Source organism: Novosphingobium capsulatum NBRC 12533 (assembly GCF_001598375.1).
GTDB classification, from domain to species: domain Bacteria; phylum Pseudomonadota; class Alphaproteobacteria; order Sphingomonadales; family Sphingomonadaceae; genus Novosphingobium; species Novosphingobium capsulatum.
The window spans coordinates 221,362-237,095 of sequence record NZ_BCYV01000006.1; the positions used below are offsets into that span (position 1 = coordinate 221,362).

Annotated in this window: 15 protein-coding genes; 5 read left to right on the forward strand and 10 right to left on the reverse strand. The window is 67.1% G+C overall.

The window, feature by feature from the left end:
- The first annotated feature begins 27 nt into the window (after positions 1–27).
- The 4 genes from SCA01S_RS04700 to SCA01S_RS04715 all read left to right on the forward strand — a co-directional run bounded on the left by SCA01S_RS04700 (position 28) and on the right by SCA01S_RS04715 (position 3,933).
- Positions 28–987, forward strand: coding sequence for an ABC transporter ATP-binding protein (locus SCA01S_RS04700; RefSeq protein WP_062783402.1), 960 nt, complete (start codon positions 28–30; stop codon positions 985–987).
- Entirely contained in the window at positions 984–2,276 is a 1,293-nt protein-coding gene (locus SCA01S_RS04705) for an ABC transporter permease (RefSeq protein ID WP_062783405.1), read from the forward strand. The genes SCA01S_RS04700 and SCA01S_RS04705 overlap by 4 nt, the downstream gene beginning before the upstream one ends.
- 99 nt (positions 2,277–2,375) lie before the next feature.
- A complete protein-coding gene (gene msrB / locus SCA01S_RS04710) occupies positions 2,376–2,897 on the forward strand; it encodes a peptide-methionine (R)-S-oxide reductase MsrB (protein ID WP_022676720.1) in 522 nt (173 codons plus the stop codon).
- Between the two features lie 49 nt (positions 2,898–2,946).
- Positions 2,947–3,933 carry an esterase-like activity of phytase family protein gene (locus SCA01S_RS04715; RefSeq protein WP_062783408.1) on the forward strand — a complete coding sequence of 329 codons (987 nt, stop codon included), beginning with the start codon at positions 2,947–2,949 and terminating at the stop codon, positions 3,931–3,933.
- A gap of 96 nt (positions 3,934–4,029) precedes the next feature.
- Here SCA01S_RS04715 and rpmB read toward each other — a convergent pair whose 3' ends face one another.
- A complete protein-coding gene (gene rpmB, locus SCA01S_RS04720; protein ID WP_022676718.1) occupies positions 4,030–4,320 on the reverse strand; it encodes a 50S ribosomal protein L28 in 291 nt (96 codons plus the stop codon).
- Positions 4,321–4,452: 132 nt separating this feature from the next.
- On the opposite strand from rpmB, the gene SCA01S_RS04725 reads away from it, so the two are divergent.
- Positions 4,453–4,911 carry a nucleoside deaminase gene (locus SCA01S_RS04725; protein ID WP_022676717.1) on the forward strand — a complete coding sequence of 153 codons (459 nt, stop codon included), beginning with the start codon at positions 4,453–4,455 and terminating at the stop codon, positions 4,909–4,911.
- Here the strand turns inward: SCA01S_RS04725 and SCA01S_RS04730 are convergent, their stop codons facing one another.
- From SCA01S_RS04730 to SCA01S_RS04770, 9 genes are all read right to left on the reverse strand, one after another.
- Positions 4,912–6,231 (reverse strand): family 1 glycosylhydrolase, encoded by a 1,320-nt coding sequence (locus tag SCA01S_RS04730; protein WP_062783411.1) that lies wholly within the window; start codon positions 6,229–6,231, stop codon positions 4,912–4,914.
- Between the two features lie 28 nt (positions 6,232–6,259).
- The gene (locus SCA01S_RS04735; protein ID WP_062783414.1) at positions 6,260–7,132 is read right to left on the reverse strand and encodes an alpha/beta hydrolase; all 873 of its coding nucleotides are present in this window, start codon (positions 7,130–7,132) and stop codon (positions 6,260–6,262) included.
- A gap of 81 nt (positions 7,133–7,213) precedes the next feature.
- Entirely contained in the window at positions 7,214–9,487 is a 2,274-nt protein-coding gene (locus SCA01S_RS04740; protein WP_062783417.1) for a TonB-dependent receptor, read from the reverse strand.
- A gap of 89 nt (positions 9,488–9,576) precedes the next feature.
- A complete protein-coding gene (locus SCA01S_RS04745; RefSeq protein WP_062783420.1) occupies positions 9,577–10,410 on the reverse strand; it encodes a fumarylacetoacetate hydrolase family protein in 834 nt (277 codons plus the stop codon).
- A gap of 33 nt (positions 10,411–10,443) precedes the next feature.
- Complete coding sequence (locus SCA01S_RS04750) at positions 10,444–11,337, reverse strand: VOC family protein (RefSeq protein ID WP_062783423.1); 894 nt, start codon at positions 11,335–11,337, stop codon at positions 10,444–10,446.
- Positions 11,334–11,768 carry a GlcG/HbpS family heme-binding protein gene (locus SCA01S_RS04755; RefSeq protein WP_054131732.1) on the reverse strand — a complete coding sequence of 145 codons (435 nt, stop codon included), beginning with the start codon at positions 11,766–11,768 and terminating at the stop codon, positions 11,334–11,336. Before SCA01S_RS04755 ends, SCA01S_RS04750 begins: the two co-directional genes overlap by 4 nt.
- Positions 11,768–13,294, reverse strand: coding sequence for a bifunctional 3-(3-hydroxy-phenyl)propionate/3-hydroxycinnamic acid hydroxylase (locus SCA01S_RS04760; protein WP_062783426.1), 1,527 nt, complete (start codon positions 13,292–13,294; stop codon positions 11,768–11,770). Before SCA01S_RS04760 ends, SCA01S_RS04755 begins: the two co-directional genes overlap by 1 nt.
- Positions 13,295–14,527: an amidohydrolase family protein gene (locus SCA01S_RS04765; protein WP_062783429.1), complete on the reverse strand. Its 1,233-nt coding sequence runs from the start codon at positions 14,525–14,527 to the stop codon at positions 13,295–13,297.
- Between the two features lie 103 nt (positions 14,528–14,630).
- Entirely contained in the window at positions 14,631–15,548 is a 918-nt protein-coding gene (locus tag SCA01S_RS04770) for a LysR family transcriptional regulator (RefSeq protein ID WP_062783432.1), read from the reverse strand.
- Between the last annotated feature and the right edge of the window lie 186 nt (positions 15,549–15,734).

The following is a 15,734-nucleotide window of genomic DNA, read 5'->3' on the forward strand; positions in this document are numbered from 1 at the left end:
ACCAATTAAAAGGGGCATGGCGTGGCGATGACGATTGGGCAAGACGGCGATTGGGCGATCGAGGCCCGCGGGCTGGTCAAGCGGTTCGATGGTTTCACCGCCGTGGACGGGGTGGACATCCGCGTGCCGCGCGGCGCGATCTATGGCATTCTTGGCCCCAACGGCGCGGGCAAGACCACCACGCTGCGCATGCTGCTGGGCATTATCGATCCCGATGCGGGCATGCGCCGGGTGCTAGGCCATGAACGCCCGACCGATGTGGCGCGGCGAATCGGCTATCTGCCCGAAGAGCGCGGGCTCTATCCGGCGATGAAAACGACCGAGGCGATCGCGTTTCTAGCCGCGCTGCGCGGGGTGCCGCTCAAGACCGGGCGGGCGCGGGCGCGCGAACTGCTGGAAGAGCATGGCCTGGGCTATGCCGCCGATCGCCAGATCCGCCAGCTGTCCAAGGGCATGGCGCAGCAGGTGCAGTTGCTCGGCACGCTGGTGCATCAACCTGAGCTGGTGGTGTTCGATGAACCGTTCTCGGGGCTCGACGCGCTCAACCAGGGCAAGCTGGAAAAGATGATCCGCGCCCTGGCGCAGGGCGGCACCACGGTGATCTTTTCCACCCATGTCATCGCCCATGCCGAACGCCTGTGCGACCAGGTGGCGATCATCGCGGGGGGCAAGGTGCCGTTTGCCGGGCTGGTCGACGATGCGCGCGACCGGTTGCGCCCGCAGGTGCGGCTGGAAACCCGCGCGCGCGATGGCGCCTGGCGCGCGGCGCTGCCGGCCGATGCGCGGGGCGAGGGCGCCTTCTGGCATTTCACCCTGCCCGAAAGCGGGGTTGAACCCCTGTTGCGCGCCCTGATCGAAGGGGATGCGGGCATTCTTTCGCTGTCGATCGAGCGGCCCGGCCTGCACGACGCCTTCGTGGCCATCGCCGGCGAGGCGGCGGCGCGCGCGCTGGAAGAAAACGCATCCGGCCAGGAGAAGGCGGCATGATTCCCGAAAAACTACGCGCCGCCTGGGTGATTGCCCGCCGCGATTTCGTGGCGGTGATCTTTTCCAAGAGCTTTGTCTTCTTCCTGCTCGGGCCGCTGTTCCCGCTCATCGTGGGCGGCATGGCCGGCGCGATCGGCGCCAAGGTGCAGCGCGATCTGGACAACCCGCAGATCGGCATCGCCCTGCCGGCAGACGAGGCGGCGCGAATGATGGCGGCGCATCGCGCCCTGGCCGATGCCATGCCCGGCGATGTGCCCGATTTCGTCGTGCTCGATGCGCCATGGGGTGGGCGCACCTATGATGCGCGTGCCGCGCTTGCCGGCAGCCATCGCGCCGGCACTGCCGAGCATGACCGGCCAGTGGGCCAGCTGGCCGCCGTGGTGTCGGGCAGTCTCGCCCACCCGGTCTTGACTGCCACGCCCGAGCGGGCGCGGATGTGGCAGGGCATGATCGCGCTGTTTGCCGCCCATGCGCAAAGCGTGGCGCCGGCCGCCCTGCCACCCGTCGCGGTGGACGAGGTGGCCAGCAGCGCCGCCTCGGTACAGACCGGCCAGGTCAGCACCGCGCAGGCGGGGCAGGTGGCGCTGTTCCTGCTCACCATGCTGCTGGCGGGCATGGTGCTGTCCAACCTGGTGGAGGAAAAGGCCAACAAGATCATCGAGGTCTTGGCTGCCTCGATCCCAATGGACGCCCTGTTCCTGGGCAAGCTCTTTGCCATGCTTGGCGTGAGCCTGGTGGGCATGGCGGTGTGGGGCGCGGCCTGGGGCGGGCTGATGGTCATGGGCATGAAATCGCTGCCGCTGCTGGCCGCGCCGGCGGTGGGTTGGCCGGTGTTCATCCTGCTGGGCTTCCTCTATTTCGCCATGGCCTACCTGCTGCTGGGTTCGCTGTTCCTGTCGATCGGCGGCATGGCCACCACCGTGCGCGAGGTGCAGACGCTGTCGATGCCGGTCACCATGCTGCAGCTGATGGTGTTCTTCTTTGCCAGCTATGCCCTGGCGCGGCCGGGCAGCTGGGTGGATTGGGCGGCGCGGGTGTTTCCGCTGTCCTCGCCCTTTGCCATGCTGGCGCGCGCGGCGCGCGATCCGGTGATCTGGCCGCACCTGCTGGCGCTGGGGTGGCAGGCACTGTGCGTGATGCTGATCGTGCGCACCGGCGCGCAGCTGTTCCGCCGCACCGTGATGAAGTCTGGCCCCGCCAGGGGGCGCAAGGTGCGCAAGGGCGGGCTGCTTGGCTTGCTGAAGCCTGACCGCACCGCTCAGGATCGGTTCAGCCAGGGTGAAGCATAACGATCGGGTCTCGCGGGCAGGTTGCCATCATGGCACGCCCCCCCGCCCTGCCCGCGAGGCCATCTTGCCCCGGCTGCCTGCCAGCCCGACAAGGCGTTCATGGTGATGACGAACGGCTCAGCCCCCCCTTCCGCCCATCCGTCGCGCCGCCGCCTGTTGGGCTGGCTGGGCGCCGGGCTTGCCTTGCCCATGGCCAGCGCCTGCCGCGCCCGCCCGGCTGCCCCCAAGGAAGTCTTTCCGGTGCAGCACAGCGAGGCGGAATGGCGCCGCCTGCTCACCCCCGAACAGTTCTTCATCCTGCGCGAGGCGGGCACCGAGCGTCCGTTCAGCTCACCCCTGCTGAACGAGCATCGCAAGGGCACTTTTGCCTGCGCGGCTGATCGCCAGCTGCTGTTTTCCTCAACCACCAAGTTTGACAGCGGCACGGGCTGGCCCAGCTTCTGGAAACCTTTGCCCAATGCCGTGGGCCTGCGCAGCGACAGCTCGTTCGGCATGGACCGCACCGAGGTCTATTGCCGCCGCTGTGGCGGACATCTCGGCCATGTCTTTGATGATGGTCCGCCGCCCACGGGCAAGCGCTATTGCATGAACGGCAAGGGCATGATTTTCCTACCGGCCTGAGCGCCGCAGGGCTTTCCCGCTCCGGCCATCCGTGCCAAGGCCGCAGGCGATGCGCCGTATCGCCCTTTTCCTGCTCGTGCTGGCCTTGGTGCCCACGATCTATGTGCGCCAGCCGTTTCCCCCGCCCAATCCCGACGACCGGGTGTTCTATCACGATCTGCTGCCCGGCCTGCGTGCCGGTGGCACGCTGCCGCGCTATGGCGCCCTGACGCTGGTGGGGGCGTGGCAACTGACCAGCCCCGATCGCGAATTCGGCAATTTTTCGGCGCTGGCGGTGCGCAACCGGCGCGATCTGCTGGCCGTGAGCGATCGCAATGCGGTGATGGTCTTTACCCGGCCCGATCAGCCGCTGCCCTGGCGCACGTGGCGGCGCGAAACCATTCATCCGGCATGGTCGGGCCAGGAAATCGACACCGACAGCGAATCGGTCTCGGTCGATCCGCGCAATGGCCAGGTGCTGATCGGCTATGAAGGGGCGGGCGCATTTCATCTGTTCAGCCCGGATTTCAGCCGCGATCGCGCGATCGCCGCGCCCGTGCTGCTGGAATGGCCCAACAACCAGGGGCCAGAGGCGATGCGCCAGCTGGCTGACGGGCGCACCGTGGTGATTGGCGAGGTCTTTGCCCACTGGTGGTCGCGCCGCCGCCATCCTGGGCTGATCTGGCCGGGCCTGCCGCGTAGCGGCCAGGCGCCGGCGCGGTTCGAGCTGGTCATGCCCGAAGGCTATCGCCCGGTGGAGCTTGCCCAGGCGCCCGATGGCCGCCTGCTGGTGCTGGGGCGCAAGTTCACGCTGGGCGGGTTTCGCACCGTGGTCACCATGATCGACGATCCGGCGGCGATTCGCCCCGGTGCGCAGGTAGAGCCGCGCCCGATCGCGTGGATCGCCGATCCGCGCATCCGCGACAACTATGAAGGCATGGTCGCCACGGCCGAGGCCGATGGCAGCACCGCGATCTGGCTGATTTCCGACAGCAACGAGATGGTCTGGCTGCAACGCACGCTGCTGCTCAAACTGCGGCTGGCGCGCGGCGCCTGATCCGCCAGTCCTGCGCTATGCGCGCGGATGGCAGGCAACAAAAAAGGCCGGGGGAGAACCCCGGCCTCTTTGTAGGCATCAGCGTGCCGCAGCCGTTCAGGCGGCGGTGGCGACAGCCTTGACCAGTTCACGCTTGACCTTGAGGGCGCGCGTGCTGAGCTTGGTGTTGTCCTGCTTGAGCAGCCAGTTGTCGAGACCGCCGTTGTGCTCCACCGAGCGCAGGCCGTGCGTCGAGACGCGGAACTTGAAGCTGCGATCGAGCTTCTCCGACATCAGGGTGACGTTCTGCAGGTTGGGGAGGAACACGCGCTTGGTCTTGTTGTTGGCGTGGCTCACGTTGTGACCGATCTGGCGGCCCTTACCGGTCAGTTCGCAAATGCGCGACATGGCTAAAAACTCGCTTCGTGTTCTGATGATCTATCTGGAAGGTGGCGCCATGATCGAATCAACCGGGGAAGTCAAGGATTCGCTTGCCCGAATGCCTTGCTGCCTGCCGATTCTGTGTTACCGGCAGGAGAGATGACCCGCTGGCCCCTGCCCGAACCGATGAAACTGGCGCTGCAACAGGCGCATGACGCCGCTGCTGCGGGCGAAGTGCCGATCGGCGCGGTGATCGTCAAGGGTGGGCAGGTGATTGCCGCCGCGCACAACCGGCCGCGTGGGCTGTGCGATCCCACCGCCCATGCCGAAGTGCTGGCGATTCGCGCCGCGGCGGCTGCCCTGGGCCAGGAACGGCTGGAGGGCTGCGACCTGTGGGTCACGCTGGAACCCTGCCCGATGTGTGCCGGGGCGATTGCCCACGCCCGGCTGGCGCGGGTCTATTACGCCGCGCCCGATCCCAAGGGCGGCGCGGTGGAACACGGTGGGCGCCTGTTCGACCAGCCCACCTGCCTCCACCGCCCCGAAGTCTATGCCGGCCTGGGCGAGGCGGAAAGCGCCGCGCTGCTGCGCGACTTCTTCCGCGCCCGCCGGGGGTGATCAGACCCGGTTGGCGCGGGCGATCGCGCCCAGCACGGCGGCACTGGGCTTGGGCGTGCGGGCAAAGGTGACCGGGTCATAGCTGGCCAGGCCGAACCTGGGCTTATAGCCAAACACCCATTCGAAATTGTCGATCAGGCTCCAGTGGCAATAGCCCAGCACCGGCACGCCATCGTCGATCGCGGCCTTCAAGTGGGTGAGCGCGGCCGGGATGAAGGCGGCGCGGATGGTATCGTCATCGGTGCCCACGCCATGTTCCGATACCAGGATCGGCACGCCGGTGGCCTGGTGAGCATAGCGGACCGCGCCCGCCAGCGACGGCGCCCAGACTTCGCTGCCTGACCAGTTGCGCACCGCGTCGGCCGGCGCGGGCAGGCGGCCCTGCGGCCCCCACAGCGCGCGTTCATAGTTCTGCACGCCCAGGAAATCGTCGGCCTTGGCCACGTCGAGCCATGTGCCATACATCTCTTGGCGCTTGGCATCGCGCAGCGAGCCCTTGCCCACCGCCTGATCGTCCATCATCGCCAGCGACAGCCCCACCGGCAGGCGCGGCGCGGCAGCCTTGATCGCCGCCTTGCCCGCCTTGTGCGCGGCCAGCAGGCCAGCCTGCAGATCGGGCAGATCGGCCAGGCCGGCCACATTGGCGCAGAGGAAGCGCGGCACGCCCAGCCGCTTGGCCGCGGTTTCCAGCGTCAGCTTCTGGATCGCCCACAGTTCCGGCGGCACATTGGCATTTTGCAGCAGCAACAGGATATTGGGTTCGTTGAAAGTGATCGCGGCATGAATGCGATCGCCAAAGTGGCGGGTGGCCTTGTCGGCAAAGCGGGCAAACAGCGCGGCGCTTTCCGGGTTGGCCCAGCCGCCCTGCGCGGAAAACCAGCGCGGCGCGGTAAAGTGGCTGAACGTGACGACCGGCGCCAGGCCACGGGCGCGGCAGCCATCGATCACGCGGGCATAGTGATCGAGCATCGCCTGCGAAAACAGGCCCTTTTCCGGCTCGATCCGCGCCCATTCGATGCCAAAGCGATAGGTGTTGAGGCCGATCGCCTTGGCCAGGTCAAGATCCTGTTCCCACAGCAGGAAACTGTTGGCGGCATCGCCCGATGGCGCGGCAAAGACCGTGGGCTGCTGGTTTTCCAGAAACCACAGGTCGCTGCTGGTATTGTTCCCTTCGATCTGGTGCGGCGCAGTGGATGCGCCCCACAGGAAGCCCTGGGGAAACTGCGACGAAACGGCGGCCTTGGCGGCCTTGGCCAGGGCGGGCGTGGCACTCGCGGCCAGCGCGGCGCCGGCCGCGAGCATGGTACGGCGATCGAGCATGGAACTGCCTTTCAGGTAGATCGAAATGTCAGGCGCAGATGGCGTGCACGAAGGCGATGATCTCATCCGCCAGGCGGCGGTCTGACGTGCCCAGGTGCATGGCCATTGAATAGTGATTGTGGCCCGATGCGATGTATCCACGCGGCATGGTGCCATGGCGCGCCAGCCGATCGCCCATCAGGCCCAGGAACTCTGCCTGGAAGCGCGGCGGATCGAATTCGGCAATCGCCACCAGCAACGGCAAGGAAGTGGCGACCATCGCTTCGCGCGGGGCACGGCCGGCATAGTCCTGCGCGTTGCCGTAATAGAGCTGGTCCCGTTCATCGAGCGGGGTGTAGCCATAGAGGCCCGAGAGCAGCACCGCGCCGCGCGCCGCCAGATCAGGGCGCAGGCGGATCGCGCCGGCCACATGCACGGCGCCGGCAGACGTGCCGACCAGCACGATGCGCTGCGGGTCGCCGCCATGATCGGCGACATGGGCCACCAGCCAGTCGAGCGCGGCCAGCACGTCTTGCGATCCGGCGGGCCACATATGATCGGGCGCCAGGCGATAGTTGATCACGGCGCCGATCATCCCGGCCTGCGCCGCCATGCGGCCCACCGCGGCGTTGGGCCAGGTTTCTGCCCCGCTGCCACTCCCGCTGCCACCCTTGTCGCCGCGCAGGAAGCCGCCGCCGTGCACGAAGACCAGCACCGGCTTGGGCGCATCGCCGGGCGAGCCATAAAGATCGAGCCGGTGGCGTTCGTGGGGACCATAGGCGAGGTCCACCGCCGCAGCCGGAACCGCTTGGGTCAGCGCCGCCTGCTCGGCATCGAACAGGGCGCGCACCTGGCCTAGCAGATCGGGCGTCAGCGTGGTGCCCATGGCGGCGATTGCGGCGCGGGTGGCGTCAAACGGCATCGATGCTTTCCTTCAAGGGAGCGGATCGCCTGAGAACGTGTTGGCCGCCCCCATCGTGAGACAGGGGCGGCGGGTATCGGATCAGAACTTGCCGTCGAGCGACAGACCCACGGTGCGGAACGACTGCGGGCCATAGATGGCGCCGATGTTGGCCGCACCGCCATAGGGGAAGCTCGACTGATAGAGCGAGGGCTCGTTCACGTTGAACAGGTTGCGGGCAAACACCGCCAGGGTGAAGCGTTCATCGGCCGTGCGCACGCCGATGCGGCCACCCACCGTCCAGTGCGGACGGAACGTGGTATCGGCCACCGAATTGGCTTCATAGCGGATGCGCGATTTCCACACCGCGTCGGCCGCCAGGAAGCCCTTGAGGTTTTCGCCCAGGTCATGGGCATATTCACCCGAGACGGTGAACTTGTACTTGGGCGCATAAGCCAGCTGAGTGTTGCCGATATCGCTGCCATCGGTACCGATGAAGCCCTTGGGATAGGTGGCCTTGGCATAGATGAAACCGGTATTGAGCGAGAGATTGCGCGTCACCTTGCCGAACAGGTTGATTTCCGCCCCGCGCGACTTGACCCCGTTGATGTTGGTCTGGACGCACGAGATGACCGCGTTCTTGTCGACCGTGCACTGCTGCGCCTGGAAGTTCTCGATCTTCTGGTAGAACAGGTTGGCATCCAGCACCCAGCTGCGCAGCAGCGTGGTCTTGAAGCCCACTTCGTACGAGGTCGGCACTTCTGGCAGGACGACATAGGGCACGGCGCCCGAGGGCGTGGCGATCTGGCCACCCTTGAAGCCGCGTGCCACGGTGGCATAGGCCATGGTGCGCGGATCGATGTCATACTGCAGGCCACCCTTCCACGAAACCTTGCCGACGTGCAGGCGGGTATAGCTGTCCAGCGCCGTGCCGGCCGCGTTCTGCATGCCGAGCGAGAGCACATCGTCAGTATAGCGGCCGCCCGCGATCAGGCGCAGTTTGTCGCCGGCGTGGATCGTCATCTGGCCGAACGCGGCGATCGATTCGTCGACCACGCGATAGGCGTTCACCGTGCTGGAGAAGGCCGGGATGTAGACGCCCGGTGCCGGGTGGATGGCGACCGACACGGTTTCGGGCGTGCGCGTCATCACCTGGCGCGAATAGAACCCGCCCAGGGTATATTCCACGGTCTGGTTGGCCGGGGACGACAGCCGCACTTCCTGGGTGAACAGGTCGATCGGGCGATCGACCGGCGAATTGTGCACCTGCAGTTCCAGCGGATCGGCGCGGAACACGTTGGATGCCGCGCCATAGCCCTTTTCATGGGTGCTGCGGTAGGCGGTGATCGAGGTGAGCGTGAAGGGCGCGAACTGGTAATCCAGCTGGAGCGAGGCGCCGCCGGTCTTGATCCGGTCGGTGTATTGCTCGCTGGTGCAATAGTTGCGGTTGCCTTCGCCCGCCGTCACGCCGCAGCTTGCCAGGTTGGCGGTGACGTTGTCGGGGATGGGGAAGGGCGTGGGCAGCGGCAGGATGCCAGGGCCGCTGCTCTTCACGAAGGTGAAGAAGTTGCCGCCATTGGTAGTGCGGGTGTCGGTATAGTCACCGATCAGGTTGACCGTCAGCTTGTCGGTCGGCTCCCACAGCAGACGCGCGCGGCCGCCCATGGTTTCGTTCTTGTCATACTGGCCGGTGGTCAGGTTGTAATCCGGGCCCTGGCGCATGTTGCCATAGGCGGCCACGCGGATCGCGGCATTGCTGGCGATCGGCACGTTGGCCACGCCCTGCAGGATCTGGTTGCCCGATTTGGAACCGGCAAAGCCGGCAGCCGAAAGCTCGCTGCGCACGCGCACCGAAACCTTGTCGAATTCGGGCTTGTTGGTGGTGATGTTGATCACCCCGGCCGAGGTGGTGAGGCCGAACAGCGTGCCCTGCGGGCCCTTGAGCACTTCGATCCGCGCCACGTCGAACAGGTCGGAGATATTGGCGTTGCCCTGGCTGACCTGGTCTACCACCACGCCCACCGATGCCACCGCGCCAGCCGAGAAGGTCTGCGTGCCGATGCCACGGATCGCGCCGCCGCCGCCGGTGTTCTGGCCGGGTGCCGACTGGATTTCCAGGCTTGGGGCGATGCGGTTGAGATCGTTGACGGTGTTGACCTGCTGGCGTTCCAGCTGGCCAGCATCGGCCACGGTGATCGAGATCGGCACTTCCGTCACCTTTTCCACGCGGCGCTGCGCGGTCACCACGATGGCGGCGTCGGGGCCGTTGTCGACAGCCTGCGGCGCGGCGGCCGGGGCTGATTGCGCCAGGGCTGGCGTGGCCAGGACGGAAAGCGAAAGACCGGCAAGCAGCGCGGTGCGGGTGTGGCAGATCATGATGGTTCTCTCCCCAAAAATCGTGCGTTTATCGGTCCGTGCCCGCCGTTATGCGGGCGCGGTCGGCTGGATTGGAATGAAACGGCGGGTCAGATTTCGTCGATGACCGGGTTGGTCAGCGTGCCGATCACGCCCACGGAAATTTCACAGACATCGCCGGCCTTCATGTAGAGCGGCGGCTTGCGCTTATCGCCCACACCGCCCGGCGTGCCGGTGACGATCACGTCACCAGGGGCGAGCGGGGTGAAGGTGCTGCAATATTCGATCACGAACGGGATATCCCAGATCATGTCGCTGACCGGCTGGTCCTGGACCAGTTCGCCGTTGAGACGCGTCTGCACGCGCTGGCTGCCAAGGTCCGCCACTTCATCGGGCAGGACCAGCGCCGGGCCGAACGCGCCGGTGGCCGGATAGTTCTTGCCCGGCGTGAACTGGATATTGTGGCGCTGCCAATCGCGCGCCGAACCGTCGTTGAAGATGGAGAAACCGGCGACATGGGCCATGGCATCGGCGCGGGCGATACGGCGCCCGCCCTTGCCGATTACCACCGCCAGTTCGCCTTCATAGTCGAACCGCTCGGTCTCGCGCGGGCGCACCAGCGGCTCGCCATCGGCGATCAGGGTATCGGCCCAGCGGGTGAAGATCGCCGGAAATTCCTTCTGCTCGCGCCCGGTCTCGGCCACGTGCGTGGCATAGTTGAGGCCGACGCACAGGATCTTGCCGGGATTGGGCACGACCGGCAGCAGGCGCACATCGGCGAGGGCAAAATGACCGGTGGCAGGCAGGGCTGCCAGATCCTGGTCGGCCACGTCCTTGAGAAAGGCGGCGCTGCCGGCCGTGCCGAGATCGTGCACGGTATCGCCATCGAGACGGCCAAAGCTGGGCAGGCCATCGGGGCGGCGGAAGCTGATGAGACGAGTCATGATTTTGGGATCACTCCAGAATTCGGTTTGGATTCAGGCCTGGGCGGGATCGGCTGGCTGCCAGGCGCGGCGAAAGCGGAAGCGCTCTTCGGCCTGGCGCAGGCCGTCGAAATCCTTGTCGGAAATGCCCCACTGGTCGATGCGGTTTGGCGGCCAGGTCCAGTCTTCGGGGCTGCCCGCGCGGTAATCCTCGGGCACCTTTTCCACGGCCGTGGAATATTCGATCACCGGGCCGAACGGCGCGATGTAATAGGCATAGACATTGGCGCCCGGCCCATGACGGCCCGGCCCCCAGGCCGGGGCAAAGCCGTGGTCGCGCATGCGGCCGATGCCGCGCATCACCGCGTCGAGGTCTTCCATCTCGAACGCGATGTGGTTGAGGCTGGAAAAGCCGGCACGCGCAAAGGCGGTCGAATGGTGGCTGTCGTTGCAGCGCACGAAGACCATGCCCTTGGTGCGGTCCGACACGCGAAAGCCCAGCACGTCTTCCACGGCATGGCCCGACGCTTCGGCATCGGCGGAATTGAACACGATGTGCGTCAGCTTGACCGGCAGGTCGCGCCCGGTGATCGGCTCCACCTCGGTCGTATTGACCAGAAAGCGCAGCAGCTCCCCCTCGGGCAGTTCCACGATCACGCCTTCGCCTGCGCCCGGATCGGCCGAAACCGTATCGATCAGCGGCCAGCCGCGCGCGGCGGCGCGGCTGCGGATGTCGGCAAGCTCGGCCGCGGTGCAGACAAACGTAGTGGAGCGCACGAATTCCGCGTCAGCCTTTTCGAAGGCAACGAGATAGGGATAGGAGCCCGAGCCGCGCAGGTAATGGGTATCGCCGCGCACCTCGCCAGGCGCCATGCCCCAGATATCGAGCATGAAGCGGGCCGCGGCGGCCGGATCGGGCAGCGCCAGTTCGATACTGCGCAGTTTCATCGGGTTTGCTCCTGGTTGAAGCCGGCGGCGTGCAGGCCGGCAGTCACGCATTCCTCGTCGCAATCGCCGGTGTCGCCACTGGCGCCCACCGATCCCAGCACCAGGCCCTGCGGACCACGCACCAGCACACCGCCGGGCGAAAAGGCCATGTCGCCCCCCAGCGCCACGGCCACGCTTTGAAAGAATACCGGGTTGCCCTTGGCACGCTCGGCCAGGATGCGCGTATCGGCGCCCATGCCCAGCGCGCCCTTGGCCTTGGCCCGGGCAATCTCCAGCCGGGCAAAGGTGGCGCCGTCTTCGCGGGCAAAGGCGATGGGATGGCCGCCGGCATCGAGCACGATCACCGCCAGCGGCTTGGCCGCGCGGGCGCGGGCACTGGCCAGCGCGGCGGCGATCACGGCCTGGGCCGCGGTCAGATCGAGTGTGGTCATCATGCGGTCTCCAGGGCCAGGCCCAGCGCGCGGGCGCGGGCCTCGATCAGGTCGATGGCGGTGCCACTGGCCGTGCCGAACACACAGTGATCGGGGCGCAGCAGCACGGCATCGACGCCGTGATCATCGAGCCAGGCGGTGACCGCGCCGGCATCGTCAAGCGACGCGGCCACCGTGCGCGTGACGAGGGGAGAGGACCCCGTCACGCTGTCATCCCGAACGAACAGGCGCCAACCCTGGCCAACCGCGTCATCCAGCTTGCGTCCATCGGCCAGGATCGGCTGGATGAACCGTACGCCTGCACCGGCCGTGCCAGCCAGCACGATACCGGCGGAAATCGCGGGGATCAGGTCGTGCGCGGTTTCGCCGGCCTTTTGCGCTGCAGTGGCGCGGATACCGGCATCGCGTGTGGCCGCCTTGGCCGGGTCCAGTTCGCAGATATAGCGCCCCGCCGCCACGGCCGCGCCGATCACCCCGCGCACATGGGGATCACGTTCGGGCTGATAGCTGGCCAGGATCGCGGGATCGGCGCCATGGTTGACGATCGCGTCCATCTTCCACGCCAGATTGGCCACGTCGCGCAGGCCATGGCACATGCCCTGGCCGAAGAACGGCGGCGTCTGGTGCGCAGCGTCGCCAGCCAGGAACACGTTGCCGGCCTGCCAGGCTTCCGCCACCAGGCCGTGAAAGCGATAGGTGGCGGCGCGCACGATGGTGTGGGGCACGTCCTTCATCCACGCGCCGACCAGCGCGCCAACCTGTTCGGGCTGCATCATCGCCTGGTCGTCTTCGCCGGGCAGCAGCATGAATTCCCAGCGGCGGTGATTGCCGCGGCCGGGCACCACCGTGGCGGGCCGCGCCGGATCGCACATCATCACCGACAGGCGCTGCAGATCGGCATCGGCCGGCACCCCGCTGATCGCCGGGAACGTGACCGGGCCTTCGACCTCGGCATCGACGACGAGCCAGGGCTCCTCGAACTGAAGATCATCCAGCGCGATGCCCAGCGCCTTGCGCACCGGGCTGCGTGCGCCATCGGCGGCGATCACCCAGCGCGCAGTCAGCGCCGCCGGCGCGCCGTCAGCCTCGAATTGCACGGTCACGCTGTCATCGTGCTGGTCCAGCGCGGTGAAGGTGGCGCCCAGGCGCAGCGTGATCGCGCCGTTTTCGGCAAAGGCGGCGCGCAGGTGCGCTTCCAGTTCGGGCTGATAGAAGAAATAGTCGTTGGACCAGCCAAACGGCTTGGGCTTGCCCACCGTGCCCATGTAGCGGATCACGCCGTGATCGGCGCCGACGTGCAGGTGGCCATCGGTGGCGACCATGTCGGGCAGCACCCGATCGATCACCCCGGCGGTCTGGAACAGGCGCATCATCTCGTGATCGAGATGCACCGCGCGCGGCAGCGGATAGTGGTCCAGTTCCTTTTCCAGGACCACCACGCGCAGCCCCGCGCGGCCCAGCAGATTTGCGGCGAGTGCCCCCACCGGTCCGCAGCCGATCACCGCCACATCGCAACGCTCGGTCATTTACGCGGCCTCGGCAGCGGCGGGCGCCTTGTACAGGGCGCCGCCCTTCATGATCATGGAAAGGCGGGCAGCGTCCTGCATGATCGCCACGTCCTGCGTGGGATCGCCATCGACGAGCAGCAGATCGGCCAGGAAGCCTTCGCGCACCTCGCCCACGGCAAGGCCCATAAGCTCACCACCCAGACGCGTGGCTGCCACCAGCGCCTCGGCCGGGGTATAGCCATAGTATTCCACGAAATGCGCCAGATCGCGGGCATTGCGGCCGTTGGGATTGAACGGGAAGCCATAGTCCCCGCCGATCAGCACCTTGACCCCTGCCGCCTTGAGCGCGGGCACCAGGGCCCGTTCACGCTCCAGCCGCTCGGCAGCGCTGGCTTTCATCGCGCTCATGTCGATATGCGGCGGCGGGCTGGCTTCCAGCGCACCCACCGAAACACCCGGACCCGGGGCATAGAACGTGGTGTCCTTGGCCGCGATCATGCGCGCCACGGCTGCGTCATCGGCGTAAGAGGCGTGATAGATCACCCGCGCCCCGGCATCGAGCGCCAGGCCGATCGCCTCGGGATAATAGGCATGGGCTGCGATCCACAGGCCGGCTTCGCGGCAGGCCTCGCCAGCGGCGACCATTTCCGCTTCGGTATAGAGCACGTGTTGCGCGGTGCCCTGCTTGAGCGCGTCTTCGCCCGACACCACCAGCTTGATCGACTTGACGCCTTGGTCAGCGCAATAGGCCACGAAGGCGCGCATCGCGTCGGGGCCGCGGCCGTTGAACACGTTGCCGGTGTCGACGCCTTCGTCGCCTTCGGGGCTGCGCTCGATGGTGGAGGGCACATAGCGCGGGCCGGGGGTTTCGCCCGCGGCGATGGCGGCGGCCAGTTCCGGCTCGATCCCGTCGACCAGCGCGCCGGCCGAATAGAGGCTGGTAAAGCCCTGGTCGAGCAGCACGCGCGCATTGCGCCAGGCTGCCACTTTCAGTTCCTCGGGCGGCAGGATGAACTGGTGGTAGATCTTCTCGATCGAGGAGCCCCAGGTCAGATGGGTGTGGGCATCGACCATGCCGGGCATCAGCGTGCGGCCGGCACCTTCGATCCGCTGGTCATGGGCTGCGCCATCCAGCGCATCGGCACCTTGGGCCACGTGGGCGATGTGTTCGCCATCCACCAGCACGCTGCCGGCATAAGGAGCGCTGCCACTCCCATCGAAAATCCTGACATCGCGGATAAGGGTCCGCATCGCTTGCTCTCCCGCGCTGGCCTGGCTCCGGGGTGGCCTGGGCACGCTGGACGCCTATGTGCGCGCGATGCCTATCGGTGGAAAATACTATCTCTCTATCCTGCTATAGCTCAGGACTATACTTGGATGCCATGACATCGAGTAGCGCCTGGGCGGCGATCGAGGGCTGCTCGCCCTGGCGCAGGCGCACGCCGATGCTGCGCTGGAATGCCGCCTCGCGAATCTCGATGCTGCGCAATACCCCGATCGACAGTTCTGACGCCGCCACCTGGCGCGGCAGCACGGTGATGCGGTCGCTCATCCGCACGATCGCCTTGGTGGTCAGCAGCGAATCGCAGCGCACCACGTTAGCCGGGACCGGCGCCTGCGCGGCGATGAACAGCGCATCGACCTGGCGGCGGAACGCGCCCTGCGCTTCGGGCAAGACCCAGGGCAGGCCCGCCACCTCGCGCAGCGACACGGCCGAGGGCAGGGCATCGTGGCGTCGCCCCACGATCAGGGCAAAGGGATCACGGGCAAAGGTGCGCTCGGCAATGTCGGGTGGCGGCGCTTCCATCTCGGTGGTGACGAAGGCCAGGTCGATTTGGCGCTGGCGCAACAGGTCGATCAGCACGCCATCGGGCCGTTCCACCACGCTCAGTGCGCAAGGGCCGATGCGCGCTTCGAGCCGGCCGATCACGAAGGGCAGCAGGCTGACCAGTGCGCCGGGCGTGCCGCCGATGCGCAAGGGGCCAGCCAGCCCGCGCGACAGATTGTCCAGTTCCTCCTGAGCGCCGATCAGCACATGGTGCATCGCCTCGGCCCGCTCGGCCAGCAGGGCGCCTTGCGCGGTGGGGCGCACCCCGGTCTGGCGGCGTTCGAACAGTTGCACCCCCAGCCTTGCTTCCAGCTGGGCGATGGCGGCCGATACCGACGGCTGGGCAATGTTGAGCACGCGGGCGGCTGCCGAGATCGAGCCTTCGCGGCATACCGTGCGAAATGTGAGCAAGGCACGCGGATCGATGCTGGGGCGCTTGTCCATAGCGCCAAGCTATGGGCGCGATCGCCTGGACCGGCAAGAGGTGCCTCAAAGGCAGCGGGACCCCGGGTCAAGCCCGGGGTGACGAATAAGTGGTGGGTGGCGCTGGGTTAGGACATTCCAGCACATCGTCACCCCGGGCTCGACCCGGGGTCCCGCTTGATGGCCGGCGCGGGAACCGCGACCAAA